This is a genomic window from Mycobacterium sp. (assembly GCF_049281135.1).
Taxonomy (GTDB): Bacteria; Actinomycetota; Actinomycetes; order Mycobacteriales; family Mycobacteriaceae; genus Mycobacterium.
Window position 1 is genome coordinate 1 of record NZ_JBAPRN010000033.1, and the last position, 18,884, is coordinate 18,884.

General features: G+C 63.3%; 8 protein-coding genes. 2 read left to right on the plus strand and 6 right to left on the minus strand.

Going from position 1 to position 18,884, the window contains the following annotated elements; translation table 11 throughout:
• The 4 genes from WAN02_RS01250 to WAN02_RS01265 all read right to left on the minus strand — a co-directional run.
• Positions 1-2,297 (minus strand): hypothetical protein (locus tag WAN02_RS01250; protein WP_422262066.1); only part of this gene is annotated, 2,297 nt, incomplete at its 3' end.
• On the minus strand, positions 2,294-9,514 hold the full coding sequence (locus tag WAN02_RS01255) for a hypothetical protein (protein ID WP_422262068.1): 7,221 nt from the start codon (positions 9,512-9,514) through the stop codon (positions 2,294-2,296). The genes WAN02_RS01255 and WAN02_RS01250, both read right to left, overlap by 4 nt.
• Before the next feature lie 500 nt (positions 9,515-10,014).
• On the minus strand, positions 10,015-10,647 hold the full coding sequence (locus tag WAN02_RS01260) for a hypothetical protein (RefSeq protein ID WP_422262070.1): 633 nt from the start codon (positions 10,645-10,647) through the stop codon (positions 10,015-10,017).
• Between the two features lie 172 nt (positions 10,648-10,819).
• The gene (locus WAN02_RS01265; protein WP_422262072.1) at positions 10,820-12,550 is read right to left on the minus strand and encodes an MFS transporter; all 1,731 of its coding nucleotides are present in this window, start codon (positions 12,548-12,550) and stop codon (positions 10,820-10,822) included.
• Positions 12,551-12,944: 394 nt separating this feature from the next.
• Between WAN02_RS01265 and WAN02_RS01270 the strand changes: the two genes are divergently transcribed.
• Positions 12,945-15,734 (plus strand): ATP-binding cassette domain-containing protein, encoded by a 2,790-nt coding sequence (locus WAN02_RS01270; protein WP_422262076.1) that lies wholly within the window; start codon positions 12,945-12,947, stop codon positions 15,732-15,734.
• 13 nt (positions 15,735-15,747) lie between these two features.
• Here WAN02_RS01270 and eno read toward each other — a convergent pair whose 3' ends face one another.
• Positions 15,748-17,031, minus strand: a complete 1,284-nt coding sequence (gene eno / locus WAN02_RS01275) for a phosphopyruvate hydratase (RefSeq protein ID WP_422262074.1) — start codon at positions 17,029-17,031, stop codon at positions 15,748-15,750.
• A 27-nt stretch (positions 17,032-17,058) separates the two neighbouring features.
• The gene (gene trhA, locus WAN02_RS01280) at positions 17,059-17,763 is read right to left on the minus strand and encodes a PAQR family membrane homeostasis protein TrhA (RefSeq protein ID WP_422262079.1); all 705 of its coding nucleotides are present in this window, start codon (positions 17,761-17,763) and stop codon (positions 17,059-17,061) included.
• A gap of 236 nt (positions 17,764-17,999) precedes the next feature.
• Between trhA and WAN02_RS01285 the strand changes: the two genes are divergently transcribed.
• Positions 18,000-18,884 (plus strand): histidine kinase dimerization/phospho-acceptor domain-containing protein (locus WAN02_RS01285; protein ID WP_422262081.1); only part of this gene is annotated, 885 nt, incomplete at its 3' end.

Below are 18,884 nucleotides of genomic sequence, written 5' to 3' on the forward strand. Positions count from 1 at the left end.
GGGTGAGTGAGATCAGCGGGCGGCATACCCGCAACGTCCAACAAGCCGGTTTCAGTGGCCTCGTAGACATGGAAAGATGCTGAAGGCGGAGCGCCATTGCTGTTCCACTTGAGGTGAACGCGACTGACACCGAGCGCATCCGGCAACGTGGCCCACACGATGGAGTCGCAGCGCGGAACCGGGGGTGGCGTGGGACTCTTAAGACGCGCCACCCGTGGCTTTTCAGTCACTGTCCAGGTGGGGCTCAACAGTTCTTTGCTTCGGGCGTAGACAAAGGCTGCGGCCTCGTCGGCGCCGGCGAAGTTGAGGCTGAAGCCAGGTACGGTTGCCTCGTACTGGACGACGTTCAAGTTCCCGGGCATCGGCGGAGGAGGCGTTCCGTCTGGCGGTGTGGGCGGGGTCGCCGGGACGATCTCCGCGCTGTATGCCGAACCGCCGGGAACCGTCGGCGCAACGGTGGGATCAGTGCCGAATATGAACTTAACGTTCGAGTATCCGCCGCCGATGCTGTACTGCGTCCCCGCCGGCGCAGGCACGGAGGGCAGCGGGGACGTGGGATCCGGTAACGTACGAAGCGCAATCAGCAGATCCACTTCGGCCGGCCGGCGGGTCGTCCAGTCCCATGAGAACAGCACGGTCAGTGTCGCCGGATAGGGTGAGTTGGCCTGGTCGGGGATCGTCCACTTCGCGTCGGTGACGGACGCATAGAACACCGGCGCCGCAGGAACACTGGCGGCGGTTTCAGCCCAGCTACTCCAAACGCCGAACCAGTCCTGCCCCGCGACGGAGTAGTTCAACGTGTTTCCGCTTTCCGGCGGTGCAACATTGCTGTCCTCAAACAGGATTGGCGCGCTGCTGTCGCCGTCTGCCGGCAGCGATGCGAGAAACGGCATGAATCCGCCGCCGATGCGTTGCGCATTGAGCAGCGTGACATCCGCTGCCGTGGACGAACGCGCCACGGCATAGCTAGCGGCAACGGTCTGGTTCGGGATAAGCGGCGCGGGACGGCTCCAGGTGGCATCGACCGTCGCGGTGTACGGTGCGTCGACCGTGAGTGGTGGATTCAGCCGGAGGGTGTTCGCACCCAGGTCTTGCGGTGCAGGAGTGACGCCGAGCTGCAGTCCGTCGAGGAAGATCACATCGGCCATCTCGCCTGAAACTTCAAGGCCCAGCAGGCTGATGTCGTACTCGCAGCTCACCATCAGCGCCGAAATATTGCGCTCCACGGTGACAGGTCCGCGCGCTGTATCCCTGGATATCGCAACGTCACTGGTGTTCGTAGTGTTGGTTTGGCCGGCCAGTATTTCTGACAGCTCGTCGAGGGTATATGCGGTGCCGAAGCCAAGGCCCAGCGCGTTGTAGGGATCGCTGCCGGAAGCGAGCAGCAACAGGGCCAAGGGTGAAAACGTCGCGCTCGATGGCTGGGACGAGGAAGCCGCGCCCCCGCCCGGTTGCTGCGGCGTGGGTATGTTCTGCTCCACCACGACCGACGAGTCCGCGCTGGGCCCCGAACTTGAGTTCAGCATGGTCTTGATGTTCGGCAGCACGCTTGCGTCAAAGTCGTTGAACAATCCGGGAATTGTGGGCGGAACAAATGGGGGAGCAGGATTTCCGTCGGGCAGCGTAGTCTGCCAGCCGAGCTGCGGAGCGCCTTCCTTGAGGCGCCGCTTCGCTGCCGCCTTCGGTGAAACGGGAGCGGTCACGAATCCCTGTTTTGCGACTGAGTAACTCGTTGACGCGAACTCTTTCTGGTCCACGGGCAGGCCGACAGTTTCGACCTCAATCCAGCCGGGGAGGTTCGCAAACTCCGCAGCGGTGATCCCAAAGATTTCGCCAACCACTCCGGTGCCGCCGATCAGAACATAATCGATTGCGCTGCTGTGAATTTCGAGCGCTACGACGCCCGTCGTTCCGTCAGAGGTCGCGCCCGTCAGCAATTGTCCGGTTGCGGAGTATGCAAAGACGTAGGCACCCGCGGCCGTGAGATCCAGGCCGAAGACGAGCATCGCCATTGCAGCGGCGAAGTCAATCCGCTGCACACCGCCGTACAGGGGTGCCCCGGATTCGGGCTGCAGTTTCAGGGTGACTTCCCCGGTAAAGATCCAAGTGGTGAAAGGCTTGCGCGGTAGGCCGATATAGGGCGGAACCATCCAGCGCAACTGCAACGTTTCCGAGAGCGGATTCCGGCGACTGAAGGCGGTGGCCCCAGAGGTTGCTCCATTCAGGCGAGCTACCTCTTGCCAGTTGACCACAGACGCGGCGAGGTGAAGCCATGGAGGATAAACGATGCGGCTCATTGGTCCTCCCACGGCGCCTGATTGAGCGCAATGTCCAGCAGCGGAGTGTCGCTCTGGCCGTCGGCTGGATCAATCGGCGCTTTGGCGAACCGCCGCATCGAGAGGTGGAGCGTATTGCCTCGCGTCCCGCTCTTAAGCGCGACATACGTCCGATTGCCGCTGCTGTTCGCTGCGATGGTGGCGCTGAGTGTGCCGGCGCCCTCGACGAGGTCGAGCCAGACAGCGGGTTGCATTTGCCACTCGGTAATGACGGGGGGTGTGCTCGAGTCCATGATGGGCGTCGGCGTCTGTCGGCTGCGGCGGATGGGCTCGGGAGTCTCGATGAGCACACCGACGGGGACGGGTGTGCTGGAGGAATCTTCCCAGAAGACCGTGACTTGTGGCTGCTTGGGAAGAGGCAGAGCGCCCAGGCCCGCGGCCATGAGAGCGCCCTGCATTTCCGCGTCTGTTGGATTCGCGGACAGCGCCGCCAATTGCGCGGACGCGCCCGCGGGGAGATGACGGTACGCAGTATTGGTTCCCTTGATATCGGCGATCATCTCGTCCAGCGAGGCATACCGCGACGTTTCGAAGGCTGTGCGGTACAACGGGTTCACCGGCGGTGGTGGAGGATCACCGGGCTGCCAGTTTGTGGTGGGCACGGGAGGTGCGGGATCGCTCTCGAGATCGAAGATGTAGGGCGTCATACCGTCGAGAGGGAAATCGAACACCTGTTTGCCGTGCCGCACCGAGGTGCCGCTTGCGTTGATACAAGGCGCCGCACCGCTGTTCAACAGGGCCCGGATGGCATCCTCCCATGGCGTCAGCACGACGCCGTCCACTGGAGTGAGCGGGAACAGTTTTTGAATAGGCTGCTGATTGGGCGGGGCGCTCGCCGGTGGGCGGAAAGTTGCCGCGCGTGCGTGGCCCTGCAGCGTTTCGCCGTAGGCGGTCAGCAGCTGCTCGACGGCATCGGTCGCGAAGACCACGGTGATCGGTTCCGAGTAGAAGAAATGTGGCTCGTCGTTGCCGGGCCAGACGCACAACACCCAGGGCGCCAGGGATACCGGCGGGGTGCTGTCGGTTGCGAAGTAGAGCGCCTGCGATGCCGCGACCGGACTGGTCGGGTCTGTCGGATTACCGTTGCCGTCATCGGTTGCCGATTCTGCCGTGTAGTTGACCGTGATGCCGTAGACCGAGCCTGGCTCGAACAGCGGCAACTTGGCGGGATCGCCGTTGAGCGCACCGGCAACGGTCTGCTGGTTCTGCACTTGGGTGTTCGAATCGAAGGTTTCGCGGTCGACTTCGGCGACGCTCCAACCCTCAACAGCCGCCACCACGTACGGCGGCGGCAACACGGCCGGTACCGAGTTTTGCTTCTCGCGAATGCCCAGCAAAAAGGAGTCTGTCCCCGCGGGAAGGTCGACCGTCGCGATAATGTTCAAACCGTAGTAGTCCGGTGCCTCGTCGGATTCGTCAATACCGTAAACCGTCAGCAACTCCCAATCCAGAAGCGCATCATTGCGCCAGACTCCTCCCGACTCGTACCAGGTGGCTGGTAGGTCGGTGTAGGCGTGAACTATCGATTCATTGATGACCGTGTCCGAAATCCCCTTGCCGTTCGGATCGAGCGCGCGCAGCACAAGAGTCCTCGAGCGGATCAATTCCACTGTGACCCAGAGGAACAGGCGCACACGCACCAGCGGATTGCCGTAGAAGTGCAGCGCATCGGCCAAATCCGCATTGTTCTTCGCGAGCGGACTCAACGCCTTGGTGAGCAGCTCGAAGTCCGCATTGAGACGGGCCAAGTCCGAAGCGAACGGAGCTGCAAGAGCGCGCCCGCTGCACGCCCAACGAGACTCCGACGGCTGCAGCCGGGCAAGCGTCTCCGCGAGGCTGCGGGTAGCTGTCCGCTGCGCATAGGGAGTGCCGAAAAGAGTGTGGATGGCGGAGGCGCTTCCCGCCAGATCGGCAGCATGCGAGAGAGACGCGAATTGTGCGGTTTGTGGCAGGCGCCGCAGGATCTCGTTCTGGACAACCGGATTGCGCAGGGTCGGATGCTCGGTGTTGAGCAGTCCAGTTCGCTGGGGTGTCTGGATCGGCATTTGGGTGCGCCTCGGTGAGACGCACGGCAGCGCCAGCTCGAATACGTAAGCGGGCTCGACGGGCAGCAACGAATCGATGAGCCCGATTCCGGTGCGCCATAGCTCATTAACCTTGAGCGCCAGCGGGGGCGGCGCGGAGCGCACCGTGCCCGGCGGGTCGGGCCATGCTGTGCCCTGCAGCGTCCAGCCATCCGGCGACGTTCCTACGTTCGCGCGATTGAAGCACCAGAAGACCGATGTCGCGGGCGCCGCGGGATCACAGACAGAGCTCCACGTCGTGGTCACGGTGGTCGTCAAGGCACTCCCCGCGACCACAGCCTGCGGTGTTGCGAATGGAGTCCAGTCGAGCAGAGCGAGATCGACGGCGCGGTCGTCGCCGCCATTTGCCGCGGCGTTCGGGCGCCACACGGAGGGTACCCCGGCGGCGTCGTTCAGCAGCATCGGTCCCGGACCGGAAACCTGTGCGAGAGAGATACTTTGGATGGTGTAGCGGTACAGGTTTTCACCGCGCTTGCACCAGCCGCCGCTCGGCAGCGTCGGCGCATTGCCGGGAGATTGCGTGAAGCTGGTGAACGCGGGATCGAGCTGAGGGGAGAATGCGAACTTCAGCACCGGAATCGAATCGATCGGCACCGTAACGACGTTGCCGTTGTTGTCCTTGGGCAGGTTGTTAGGGTCCTTACCCCCATCGGCCAATTTGGCATCGATTGGACGATCCACTCCGGTGCCCTGCACCAGCGCAGGCGAACGGCTTTGCAGAAACAGCGCATTGACCAGCGGCGGCGCGGGTGGTGGCGTGGTTCCGGGCCCGAGTGAGAATCCCACGCAGCCGGAAACGCTGAAGAACAGGAACGAGACGCTGCCACAGATCTTCCCGGAGATCGTCGTGTTTGCGGAGGTGCCGTCGCTGATAACAGCGAGATTTCCGCTCGCGGAGACGGAGACGATGAATAGGTGAAGCTGCCCACTGATGGTGATGGAACCGGCCAGCAGAAATGGTGAGAAGCCGATGCCGACGGCCGCAGTCGCGCCAATTTCAAGATACAGGTTGACGCTGGTATCGCCCCAGATGAGCGCGACGTTGATGCCCGTCGCGATGGCAAAACCGGAGAGCGCGTGCGTGGGAAGGTTGAAGCCCGGAAAATCCGGGATGCCCTGCCCATGGATTTCGAGATATCCGGAGCCGGTAAAGGAGTTAATGACGGAAACGGTCGCGGGTTTCGCGATGCTGCCCAGGTCGAGGTAGAAGTTTGTCGGGTCGGTGAAATCGAAGAAGGCGTCCGCAGGAATGGAGATGGCAAAGAACGGGCTGAGGTTGTAGTTGACCTGCAGGCCGATGGTCAAGGTGCCGCGGCCGATATCGAGATCGAGTGTCGCCAGGATGGTTCCGGTAGCGTCGCCGAGAAGTCCGGGCAGCGACGGGACCAGAACGTTTGCGTTCATGAACAACAAAATGCGCGGCCCCGGCAGTTCGAGCACCAGGATGCCCTTGAGGTTCATGACAAAGCCGCCATCCATGGTGCCAAGGACAGCGCCGGCGCCGAAGGCCCAATGACCGATTTCTGCCTGCCAGCCGTCGCTGTGCGCGTTCGCAACGTCGGTGGGGTCCCCCTTGACTTGCAAATACCACGTCATGGGGTCGTCTACGGTGCGTCCGAAGTGCATCGCGAAGAGCGCAATCAGTCCATAGATGCCGAGCCCCGAGCTGCCCAGCACGATGGGTGCAGGGAAGTCCACTTCGAGCGAAATGGCAACGCCTGTCGCAGTATTGCCGGAGCCGTCGGGCGGGGTCTGCTGGATGTTGAATTCGGCCTTCGCGCGAAGGCTGATGGGAACGATGGTGACATCGATCGAGCCGGCGATACCACCGTTGCCGATGTTGAGATATCCCGATCCCTTGAACGCGCCGGGAATGTTGACCGAAGCGCCGAGCGCGGAGATAGTCGGCACTCCAAGGGGATCCAGCGGCCAGCGCACCTTCGCGCGATCAACACTGACGATGCCAAGGTCGGCCTTGATGCCGACATCCACTTCGAGGTTGAGCGGGTTGGTACGGGCGATGCTGGCACCGAGCACCTGGATGATGTCCGCGAGCCCCGCCGGCAGATGGAACGTTCCGGGATCGGTGACATCAATCGAATAGCCTTTGCTCGCATCAAAAACGATGGGCATCAGCGTGTTTCCCGGGCCCGCGCCCCAGACGATCTTTACGCCCACCGCCTTGTAGCGAACCTTGATCGGCTTGCTCGGCTTGGTGGTGATGATGCCGAGCAAGTCGACATACAGGTCTGTCTCAACATCCAGGAAGACCGCGGCTTCACCCCCGGCACTTCCTTCTTGCGCCAGCAGCTCGCCGCCGTAGAGTGTGATGGTTTCGGCATGCAAGACGCCGATCTGCGAAATTCCAGCTGCCACACCGAGAGCGACGCCGTCGAGCAGGCCTTCTTTCCATGTGTCCATGGCGGCGCTTGCCGCGGCGACATCTTGCAGCAGCGGGGAAAACACCAGCAGGGTGCCCATGAAATCGCGGAAGCGGTTTACTGCGGGATCGGGGGAATCTTTGGTCACCGGATCGCCCCAGCGCATCAGGCCGTCCTTGTCGTTCTTCGCGGCCGCGATGGTGAGTTGTTCGGTCCAGGTGTTCGTTGAATCGTCGTGCGAGATGATCAGGTCGAAATCGGTGGTGCCGTCCGCCGGGTTGGTATTTCCTGGCTGCAGGTTCTTCACGGTCATCGAATGATCGCCGCCGGAATCGTACGAGGCTTTCTGTGCCGCGCTTTGCAGGCCCTGTTGGGCAGCGGTGCTGAACTGGAATTCACCAGAAATCTCGAGCGCAATAAAAGTGTTCTGCGCGATGCGAACGATGATCTTGATGGACCGAAACCACGCCGGCCGATTCTGATCTGCGCCGGGAGGTTTCTGCAGCACCGGCTGCGATGGGCTGGGAGTGGGAGTGACGGCAGGAGGGCCAGTTATTTTAGCCGTAACGGTCGCGCTGGGGCCGGGCTGCGTGCTGGTATAGACGGCATGTGCCAGCCAGTAATCGGCGTACACATACTGCGAGTCAGGGGATGTACCTGAGCCCCAAGCGGTTTGCGCGGAGACATCTCCAGGCAGTACCGCATCGTCCACTGGGTCGTCCTGGTCGTTGCCCTTCGCAACAATCGTGATCTGCGGTTGTTTTGCCGTACCCTGAACAGCCGCCTGAATGATTTCTGCCAGAGCGACCGCACGACGAGAAGAGAGATCGTCGTTGTAACTGGTTGGCGTCGCGTTGTGCTCGAAGCTGGCGAACCCGACAATCCGCACGTCGGTAGTCGTGTTGTCGGCCATGCCCGCGATGAACTGATTCAGATCGCTGCTCCCGACCATCGGTGCAGTAAACGGAACGGAAGTCGTTGTGCGCGTTGCGTCTTCTTCGTTCGAGACCTCGATGTGATCCGTCGGCGTCACATCGCCGGTATTCGGAACACCGTAGGCGGAAGGCGTGTTTTGCAATCCGGCCGGTGGCGCCTGCGGTGTGGTGGGCTTTGGCGGATGATCGAAGTGAAACCAGGCTTTGAGCTCGACTTTGTTGTTGCTGGCGGTCCCGGGCCAGGTGGCCGAAATGTTGACGGTGTCACCGGTGTTCGCAGTTATCGTGATGGTGTCGGAGGTAAGGGTCTGCGGTGCGCCGCCGTTCTGGTTGTCGACGCTGACCTGGATCCCGTCGACGTAGGGTGCAAACTGCACCGTCCCCTGCTGGGCGTTGGTCAACGTGATGGTGTGGATGCCGTCGGTGGCGCCTCCCGTCGGGGCGATGGCCATTCCGGACTGGCCTGCCGGCGCCACAGGCGGGGGATTCCCGCTGGTGGCCTGTGGGACTGCATCCACGGTGAGGTTGGTGATGTTCGGCGGGGTGGCCGAATCGGTGACCACGATTGCATACTTGTGCGCTGCGGTGAACCCGGTGATGGGAAACGTTTGGTTCGACGTGATGTCGGTTCCATCCACCGTGATCGTGTAGGGCGGAATGGCCTGGCGGACGTCGACGACAAGATTGCAGTTCTGCGGCAAGACAACCTTGATCACACCGTTCTGCTGGTCTTCCGCAATAGTGTTGTTCTGCGCGTCGTAGATGATGACCTGGATGTGCGGCTTGGTGTCTTCGTTGATGACGTCGAGTTCGAAATCACCTGATACACCGGAGCTTTTGCCGACTCCGATCAACAGATCGTGGGCGGAGACGTCGACCGCAAGTCCCTGAGCGCCGCTCGGCGCGACGAATATTCGCAAATCGGGAAGATAGATGCCCTGCCAGTTGTCTCCCACGCCAAACTGCGACAGAAGTTCGGGGGGCGTATGGCTGTCGCTTAGGTCAAGAACCGCCTTGTCGAAGCCGAACCCGAAGTGACCCGCGTCGCCCACTAGCGCGTAGGGGGGCAGCATCTGGATGAGCTGCGCTTCGCCGGTGTCGTCCGGGTCATCAATGGTTGCTGCACCCCAGGAATCTAGTACGAAATCGAGCTGGCCCAGGGTGCCGTCTTGTGTCAGGGTGACGAGGATCTTGGGCAGGACGAGCTTGACGTTCTTATTGGCCGGGTCTGCCTCGAGCAGTCCATTGGGATCGAGTTTCGCGCCGGTGAGAAACGGTAAATGCACGGTCGCGATGGTCAGGAGCAGGTCAAGCTGGAATTGCAAGTTCGGATAATCGGACGGCGCCGTGGTGCTGCTGCCCCAGGTATTGAATAGTGTAGGAAGTGTCACTTTCGGTACGCCGGCCAGTGCGCTCATCGCCGACGCGATCATCGAGGATGGCGACCGCGGCGCGGTAATGCGGAACTGGAATGTGACGTCGTGCCAATCCCAGACCGCATTGCTCGACGAGGAAGAGCTGGAGTTACTTCCACCGGTGCTGCCGCTGCCGGAGACACTGGCTCCATTCGGCGTCAGCGAAAACGACGATGTTGCGGCGGAAGGATTCAGCCGGGCGATTCCCCAAACCGCGACGCCTTCTTCGTCGAAGCAAGTGTCCAGTTGGTCGACCTGGACAGTCGACAGGAGTTCATGGAAGGTCGGACCGAGGTCAACCCCGGCCAGAAAGTAAGGACTCAACAGGTCGAACAGTCCTAACGATTCCACCGTCCCGGACATGTTCCCGTCCCCTAATGCCCGGTCGTGGCGCCCGGCAGGATCCCAGACTGTTCGTGCCCTGTGTCCCGCGCCCGCGAGCCAATGTCCGGGATGAGACGCACAAACAATGCCTTCATTCCCGTGTAGCTCATGTCGGGGCTCCTTGCGCGTAGTCGCGGCCCGGGGTGGCCCGCCTCAGATGAGTAAAGCGGATCTATTCACGAGGTGCGTGCGTAGTCCGCTACTGAAATACTCCGACTCCCACGTAACCGGCGACACGGGCGGATCGGCCAAATCGGGCGGCTAGTGAAGTGTGATGGCCGCGAGCTGTTGATGCCATCAACACCTCCGGCGGGTCGTGCGGCGTCGTTTGCCGTAGTAGATTTCTGCGTCTCCGCAGGTCACGGTGATGTGGGGCGGGGTTCGATCCGGCAACTCGACAGAGAAAGAGCTGGTCAAGGCCAAAAGTCTTGGCCAGCTTTCTTTTTCGTCAGCGTAGGCCAAACGTTGAAGATGCGAGTTCATGACTCGGCTGGTCGAGATGCGAAACGTTTGGGCAGCCTCAAGAAAGCCGCCACCAGGAAGCACAGCGCCCCGACGAAGGTCCCCAGTTGGGCCAGCCGTGCGTCTTCCGTGATTCCTGTTTTCGTAATGAAGGCGCCGACGGCCGAAGCGCCGAAAGCGATCGAGCCGATCATGCTGGTCGTCGCTGCCAGCCACAATGGTGATTTCAGTCGAACGGGGCCGACCGCGAGAGCTACCGCCGCAACCCCCAGAGCGGCGCTCACCAAAAAGGCCACCGACCCCACGGCGTCGGGCCCCCACACAAAATGCCGGCGGGCGGGTACGCGCTGTGCCCACAATGCTGCACCGGTGCTGAGGTTGAAATTCACAGTGCCGAGCAACTGGATCGCCGACGATAGGCATTCCGCTCGCGTCGAGGGCATTTCCCACGTCCGACTCATCGCCGGTTTGCTCAGCAAGAGTTGGATCAGCGCGGCGCTAGTGAAAAACCAAGAGCCCATGAAGCACAGCAGATTGGTGGCGTCCGCACCGCAAAACGTTGCGAACCCCGGCACCGTACCGATCGCGAATAACGACGCACCGACCATGAATAATCGGCACTGGGCCCGCAGCATCTCAATTCCGAGCACGGCGTCGGCAACTCGCGGAGACTGTTGAGTCCGTCGTCACCGAGCTAGAGAAGCACATTTGACCACTGAGGTGCGACCACAGATGTGAAACCGGAACGGCGGCGCACGGTCGACCTCACCTCGGCCGTTTTGACGACGCGGAAACTCGATCGAATCGAGGCCCTAAAGGAAACTAGACCCGTCCATCTGCCCACGGCGCGGGAAGAATTCCATTCAAGCTGACGATGCGGCGCTTGGCACCCGCTGACGGGTTCGTCCTCAATGGCCCGCCGAGCACACCTGCTGGTCCCGCCAGCGCGAAGTACCAGTGCTCCTCTGCGCGGCCGTCTACGGTGCATCGCAATGCTCTGCACAGGGCGTCATTGTCGGAGGCCAGCCAGCGAGTGCTGTGTTGGCGGTCGAATTCGGCCCATGAGGGGACGGTGAATTCCTCGATGACAAGTTCGGGGTCCTCGCCGCTGCGGTACAACCGCCAGCGGTAGCCGCCGGTACGTGAGCGCGACCTGCCGACTTTGAGCATCGCCGCGGCGAACTGGTGGATTCGGTCGTCGGTGACATGGTAGGAGGTCGAAATCAGGACCGGCCCATCGCTGGGATCGGGCTGGAAAACCAGTGTCGGCGTCGGCCAGGCGGTCGAAGTCGTCAGGTCCAGCGTTCCGGTTTCGGGACGAAGCGGAAGCACGGCGACGCTGGCCGCCGTCAGCAGCAGCAGGGCGGCTGCCGCCAACAGCGAGTGCGCAAGCCCGAAGTGGGCGGCAATCAGACCCCACAGATAAGACCCGAGTGCCTGCGAGCCGCTGAAGACCAGCAGATACACCGCCATGCCGCGGGCCCGCACCCACTGTGGCAGCGACAGCTGAACGGCGGCGTTCAGTGTGGTGAGGGTGGCGATCCACGCCATGCCGCACACCAGCAGAAGCGGGATCGCCGGGCCGAACGGTCCGATCGCTACCACGAGTAGGCCCAATGCATAGGCGCCGGCCGAACCTGCCAACACGGTATTGGCTGCGAATAATCTGCGGAGGTGGGCGATGAGGGCCACTCCGATGACGGCGCCGACGCCAAGCGTGGCGAGCACCAGGCCGTAACCGCAAGAGTTCATCTGCCAGTGGTCTGCGGCCGTGACGGGCAACAGCGCCCACAATGCTGAGGCGGGAAACGCGAACAGCGCTGACCGCAGCAGGATCCTTCGGGTGACCGGTCCGTGGCGGACCCATCGCAGCGCGGCCAGGATCGAAAGCCCGATGCTTTCGCGCTCACTCAGCTTCGCGCAGCCGGGTCGCTTCCAGGACCGCAACGCGACGATGATCGCGGCGAAGGACACCGCGTTGAGCGCGAATACCGCGGCCGGCCCGGCAAACTGCACCACAACCCCGGCTAGGGCAGGTCCGACCGCGCGGGCCACGTTGACTGTGACGCTGCCCAGCGACGCCGCGGCGGGTATCTGTTCACGCGGAACGATTTCGGGCTGGATCGCCTGCCACGCTGGGGCGGTCAGCGCCGAGCCACAGCCGATGGCCACGGTGAACATCAGTAGCCAGGTCGGGGTCAGGACCCCGCTGAACGCCAGTGTGGCCAGCACTGCGGCCGCGAGCACCGCATAGGTTTGAATGACGATGAGCAGCCGTCGCCGATCGAACAGATCGGCAAACACACCGCCCAAGAGCCCCAAAACCAATGTCGGTGTGAGCGAAGCGGTTTGGACCAGTGCGATGATGGTCGCGCTGCTGTGGTGCTCAACCAGAAACCATTGGGCGCCGACGGTCTGCATCCACGTGCCGATGTTCGATACCAGCTGCGCGATGAACAAGTTGCGGTAAATCGCAATCTTCAGCGGCGCCCATGCTGAGGTGTCCTCGGGTGCTGATTTCACAACGTCGCTGCTCACGGTCACAGCCGTCATGCGCCGCTACTCCTCAAGTCTCTGATCATCGACCTGTACTAATAGCCCACGGGGTTACAACCAGGGCGGTTCACGAATACTTCCTATTCGTTCAGGTATGACGTGAACCGGCTGTAGAAGGTTCCGACGCGGTCGGGAAGCTTCTTCATCGGGCCTACGTGAGCAAACGCCTTCTCAGCGACTCCTCAGTGACCGGTTTTTACGCTGGCGCTCCCATGTGCAGGACCGAGCGCCTCGCATGCCGAGCAGGCGGGTTGACAGCCCGGTTAGGAGTCACCACATGTCGATGGGGTTGCGTCATCAGGCTGATGTCGACGCCTGTCACACGCCGTCGATCGGGGTGTCCGATCAGGCTCGATCGCTACGGCCGCACGAGTTGGCTCATGCATCGGTGATGGGCGCCCTGTGCGCGGCGATAGCGATCGTTGCGGTCGTGCTCCCGCACGCCGGTTGGCTCGGACTGCTTGGCAGCGTGCCGATGGGGCTGTTGGCCTATCGGTATCGGGTCCGCGTTGTGATCACTGCGACGGTGGCCGCCGGTGTGATTGGTTTCTTGGTAGTCGGCATGAGCGGTTTCAGCGCTGTCGCGCTCTGCGCCTTCGTCGGCGGGCTGGCTGGAATCGTGAAGCGGCATCGCCGTGGCATGTCGACCGTGATCTCGGCGTCGACCGGTGCTGGTGCCGTTATCGGTGCCGTGGTAGTGATTGCACTTACGGTCCTGACGCAGCTTCGGCAGCTGATGTTCCACGCGATCACCGCCGCCGTGTACGGAGTCGCGACAATCTTGGCGAGGGTGCCGCACCTGCAAGCGGTCGCCCGTTGCTTCGCGAGTTTCGTTGCCGGAGCGCTGAATTACTGGCAGTGGCTGGTGCTGGGATTGGCCGTCGTCGCGATGATGGGCGCCTCGCTGATCGGTTGGTGGGCGCTTTCACGCGTGCTGGAGCGGCTGGGCGGCATTCCCGATGTGCACAAGCTGGACGCGTCGGCCGATACCGGGCCGATCCAGCCGGTCCCGGTGCGGCTCGACGAGGTGGGTCTGCGCTACCCGCACGCCGACCACGACGCCCTGCGTGCGGTGAGCCTGGGTGTGCGGCCCGCCGAACACGTTGCGGTAACAGGAGCCAACGGCGCCGGCAAGACGACGCTGATGCTGATCCTGGCCGGCCGCGAACCCACCTCGGGCACGGTAGAGCGCCTCGGTGCGGTGGGTCTCGGTCAACTCGGTGGCACCGCCGTCGTCATGCAACACCCGGAAAGCCAAGTGCTGGGTACGCGGGTCGCCGACGACGTGGTCTGGGGACTACCACCCGGTAGGACCATCGATGTCGACCGATTACTCGGTGAAGTCGGGCTGGACGGCCTCGCCGAACGCGACACCGGCAGCCTGTCGGGCGGGGAGCTCCAGCGACTCGCCGTGGCCGCGGCGCTGGCACGGGAGCCGGCGCTGCTCATTGCCGACGAGGTCACCAGCATGGTCGACCAGCAGGGCCGGGACGCTCTGCTGGCCGTGCTGTCCGGTCTCGCCGACCAGCACCAAACCGCGCTGGTACACATCACTCACTACAACAACGAAGCTCAATACGCTGACCGCACAATCAATCTCAGCGACTCGCTGGATAACACAGCCATGGTCGAGACCGCGCCCGCGCCAGCGCCGACGGTTACGGTGGGCCACCACTCTCACGCGCCGGTGCTCAAACTCGCAGGCGTCGGCCACGAATACGCTGGTGGCACCCCTTGGGCGCGGACCGCGCTTCGCGATGTCAGCTTCGTCGTGAATGAGGGCGACGGACTTCTGATCCACGGCGGCAACGGCTCCGGTAAGTCGACCCTGGCGTGGATCATGGCCGGATTGACGGTACCCACCACCGGCACCTGTCTGCTTGACGAGCGGCTCGCCTCCGAGCAGGTTGGCGCGGTAGCGCTCCAGTTCCAGGCGGCCCGGTTGCAGTTGATGCGCAGTCGTGTCGACCTGGAAGTGGCCTCGGCGGGCGGCTTTTCGCCTGACGACCACGCCCGAGTGATCGCAGCGCTGGCCGCTGTCGGGCTGGATGCCGCGCTGGCGACGCGGCCCATTGACCAACTCAGCGGTGGCCAGATGCGGCGCGTGGTGCTGGCCGGATTGCTGGCGCGGTCGCCGCGGGTATTGATACTCGACGAGCCGTTGGCGGGGCTGGATGCCGCCAGCCGGCGCGGGCTTGTGCGGCTGCTCGCGGACCGGCGCCGTGACACCGGTCTGACCGTGGTGGTGATTTCGCACGACTTCGCCGGGTTGGAGGAGCTGTGCCCGCGCACGCTGCACCTGCGTGACGGCCTGCTGGAGGCGACGCCCGTCGCGGCCGAGGTTAGTGAGCTGCCGGCGCAGCGCCCGAGTCGCCGCCCACGTCGACCCGTTGTGTTGCTGCGGCCTGTGCCTGGACGCTCCGTCATCCACGAGCTGTGGGCCGGCACCAAACTGCTTGTTGCTTTCGCTGTTTCGGTGTTGTTGACGTTGTTCCCGGGGTGGCTGACGATCGGGCTCGTTGCCGCGTTGGTCGCGGCGGGAGTGCGGCTGGCGCGTATTCCCCGCGGTGCGCTCCCATCGTTGCCGCGCTGGCTTCCGGCCGTGCTGTTAATCGTCGGTATCACTGCGACATTGGCCGGTGGTAGTCCGCAGATCCAGGTGGGCACCGTCACGCTCGGTCTCGGCGGCCTATTGGAATTCCTGCGATTCACCGCGCTGTCGGCGGTGTTGCTCGGGATGGGCGCGCTGGTGTCGTGGACGACGAACGTCGCCGAAATCGCTCCTGCGGTTGCCACTTTGGGGCGCAGACTGCGACGGCTGCACATCCCGGTCGACGACTGGTCTGTCGCACTGGCGCTCGGTTTGCGTACCTTCCCGATGCTGATCGACGAGTTCCGGGTGCTGTATGCCGCTCGCCGGTTGCGGCTCCAATCGACACCGCGGACTCGCGGGCCCCGTCTCAGGCAATTGGTAACGGACGCGGTCGACTTGATCGTCGCGGTGATCACCGTGACGCTACGGCGTGCGGACGAGATGGGCGACGCGATCACCGCCCGCGGTGGAACGGGTCAGATCTCAGCAGCCCCGTCGCGGCCGAAAAATGCTGACTGGGTGGCACTTTCGATCGCCGCCGCGGTATGTGGAGTCGCCGTGGCGGCGCCGCTGCTGTGGGGCGCCTAGCAGGCGGCAGTTCTCAGAACCGCACCAGCGCGGCCACGTCCGCGAGCGCGCAGTTCGGGATGCGTTCGGCCGTGCGCAGCAGGAAGTTGAGTTTCTCGATACGCTCGCCCGACCGTGGTGCGCCGTTCTTCTGGAACGGCGCACCTAGTCCCACCGCCAGGTCCATCACGACGTCGTCGATGACACCGCCGGACCGGCCCGACGGGATCGCCAGAATGGCGTTCTGTGAGGCGTATTCGAAGCAGTCCAGTGCCTCGGCGATGGTCCCGACTTGGTTGGGCTTCAGAACGAACCCGTCAACGGCCGAGGTCCTTACGGCCCGTTCCAGACGTCGGGGGTTGGTGACGATCAGGTCGTCGCCGAGGATGATCGAGCGGTCGATGGTCTGGACCGCCTTGGCGAAGCCATCCCAGTCATCCCCGTCAAGCAGGTCCTCGATGAACACGATCGGAAAGTCCTCCGACAGCGCCCGGGCGTAATCGATCAGGGCTTCGGCGACCACCCGCTCGCCGTTCAATGCGTATGTCTGCGTGCACTCGTCGTAGACCGCGCTGGACGCGCAGTCCAACGCAAACGCCATGACGTCGGTGCAGCCGGCGCGCTCGACGGCCTTGGCCAACACCTCCATGACGACCCGCGGGTCACTGGACGGAGCGACATACCCGTAGGACGACGCCATCAACGCTGGATGGCCAAGCCGCTCGGCGAGCACCTCGCCCAGAACGCCGAACAGACTCACCCCTTTTTCGACCGCCGACTCGATGGAATCGGAGCGGTAGGGCACGACAAGGAACTCGTTGAACGTCTGGAAGGTATCGCCGTAGCGGCCACCGTTGATCATGTTGAAACTGGGTGCCGGCACCGTACTTGGTGGTTTGAGCCCCAGCAATGCAGCGACGTAGGTATAGGTGGGTATGGCCGCCGCCGCGGACGCCGCGCGCAACAGCGCGATCGAAGTGGAGTAGATGGCATTTCCGCCAAGGCGATGCTTGTCCGGCGTGCCGTCGAGCTCGATCAGGACCCGGTCTAACGACCGCGGGTCGTCGAGTTCGGCGCCAACGAGTACAGGAGCGATTTCGTCGGTCACTGCCGAGACGGCGCGGTGCACACTCAGCCCGTCGTATTCGGCCCGGTTTCCGTCACGTATTACGACTGCTTCATGCGCTCCGACCGAAATGCCGGTCGGCGACGCGCCGCGGCCGACATGGCCTGTGTCGGTGGTGATTTCGACCTCGACCAACGGACGTGCCTTGCAGTCCAGCACTTGGCGGGCCACGACGGACGCGATCCGCATCAAGGACCTCCTCGCGCCAGACGACTTGTCTTAAAACACCACGAGGCAGACTGCCACGAAGTGGCAAATGGCAGCGACTGCTGTTAATCCGTGGAATAGCTCGTGATAGCCGAAGGTCGCAGGCCACGGGTCGGGCCAGCGTAGTGCGTAAGACACCGCGCCAATGCTGTAAAGCGCACCGCCGACTGCGAGCAGGACGGCCGCCGCCACGCCGGCGTTATGCAGGATCGTCGCTGCATACCAAATCGCTACCCAACCCAACAGCAGGTAGAGCGCCACGCCCAGCCAGCGCGGGGCGTCGGGCCAGAACAGCGTCAGCGCAACTCCGGCCACCGCGCCGCCCCATACGATCGCTAACACCTGACGCCCAGTCGAGGCTGGCATGTCCAGCAAGGCGAACGGCGTATATGTGCCGGCGATGAACACAAAGATCATCGAGTGGTCCAGCCGCCTCATCCAGTTCCTGGCAGCCGTCGAACCCCAACTGACACGGTGATACGTGGCACTTACGGCAAACATCGCCACGATCGCCAGCGTGTAGGTCAACGCCGCGTACCCGGCTCGCGTCGATGTCGCTGCCCACGACGCCGCGACCAGCGCCGAACCCGCTACCAGCGCCGCGTAGGCGCAGCAAAGATGGATCCATCCGCGCATCCGTGGCTTGCACAGCACACTGGTCGCAGACTCGACGAAACGTCCGGCGCCGGCGAGATCAGGGGTCCGTCGGGACACCATGGCTGGGGCGGGCACATCGATGGGGTGGCTCAACTTCCCTCCCTTGCAATCGCTGTCAACCTGGGAACGCCACGGTATGAGCGGGTCGCTGAGAAGCCGCTGAGGAAGGTCATCGGGTCGGGTGCCGCGCGGATGAGATGGGGACTTTCGCTGTTCTCAGCCGGCCTTGAGCCCTGGAGAATCAGACTGTGGGGGTGTCTTCCTGGCTGCGGCGGCGAAGTGAGCTCGCGAGTGTGATGCGCCTGCCCAATTTGGGTATCCCCGCTCGCTCAGCTGCGACCTCAGCGATGGTCGTCCTGGTCGCTCTTGCGTTCGCGGGCGCGGCTTTTGACCTGATCTTGTACCGGTCGTTGTTGGCGGGTGTCGACGACGCCACCGCGGGCCGAGTTCGCACCATAGTTGACGCGCTGCATTGGGGTTCGCCCGACAATCTCGACAGCGCGCTTCTTGCCACCACCCAGCGTGTGGTCGCAATCCAATTGATCGCCCCCGACGGCACGGTCGTGAAGCGGGCCGGGTCTGCGCCTGCGACACCTCTGATACCCATCAACGAGTTTGACTTCGACTTGCGACGCGGTATGCCCGACGATGCGGTGGCCGATGACGACATGCGCGTGAGCGGTCAGAAGGTCAATGCCACGTCCGGTCGGTACACAGTGCTCGTCGGCGGAGGTAGCGAAGCGGTCGAGGCGACCGTGCGGACCGTCGCGCTGCTGGTGGCCGGCACCGCCCCGATCATCACCGGAGTAGCGGCAGCCGCCAGTTACCGGCTCGTTCGCCGGTCACTGCAATCGGTAGACGCCATCCGCAGCAGGGTGGCTGAAATCTCAACCTCCGATTTGGCCGAGCGAGTACCCGTGCCGACGAGCCGTGACGAAATCTCAGCCCTCGCAGTCACCATGAACGAAATGCTGGCACGCCTCGAGGCCGGCCACCAAGCGCAGCAGCGATTCCTCAGCGACGCCTCGCACGAACTGCGCAGCCCGCTGTCCACCATCATCTCCGGTTTGGAAGTCGCCGAGGCGCATCCGGAATTGCTTGATGCGGAATTGGCCGTCGACACCCTGCTTCCCGAGGCGCACCGCATGCGGGTGCTGATCGAGGATCTGCTGTTGCTGGCC

Coding starts and splice junctions, on each gene's coding strand:
- WAN02_RS01265 (WP_422262072.1), bottom strand. CDS start 12,550: ATGACGGCTGTGACCGTGAGCAGCGACGTTGTGAAATCAGCACCCGAG.
- WAN02_RS01270 (WP_422262076.1), top strand. CDS start 12,945: ATGGGCGCCCTGTGCGCGGCGATAGCGATCGTTGCGGTCGTGCTCCCG.
- WAN02_RS01255 (WP_422262068.1), bottom strand. CDS start 9,514: ATGTCCGGGACGGTGGAATCGTTAGGACTGTTCGACCTGTTGAGTCCT.
- trhA (WP_422262079.1), bottom strand. CDS start 17,763: ATGGTGTCCCGACGGACCCCTGATCTCGCCGGCGCCGGACGTTTCGTC.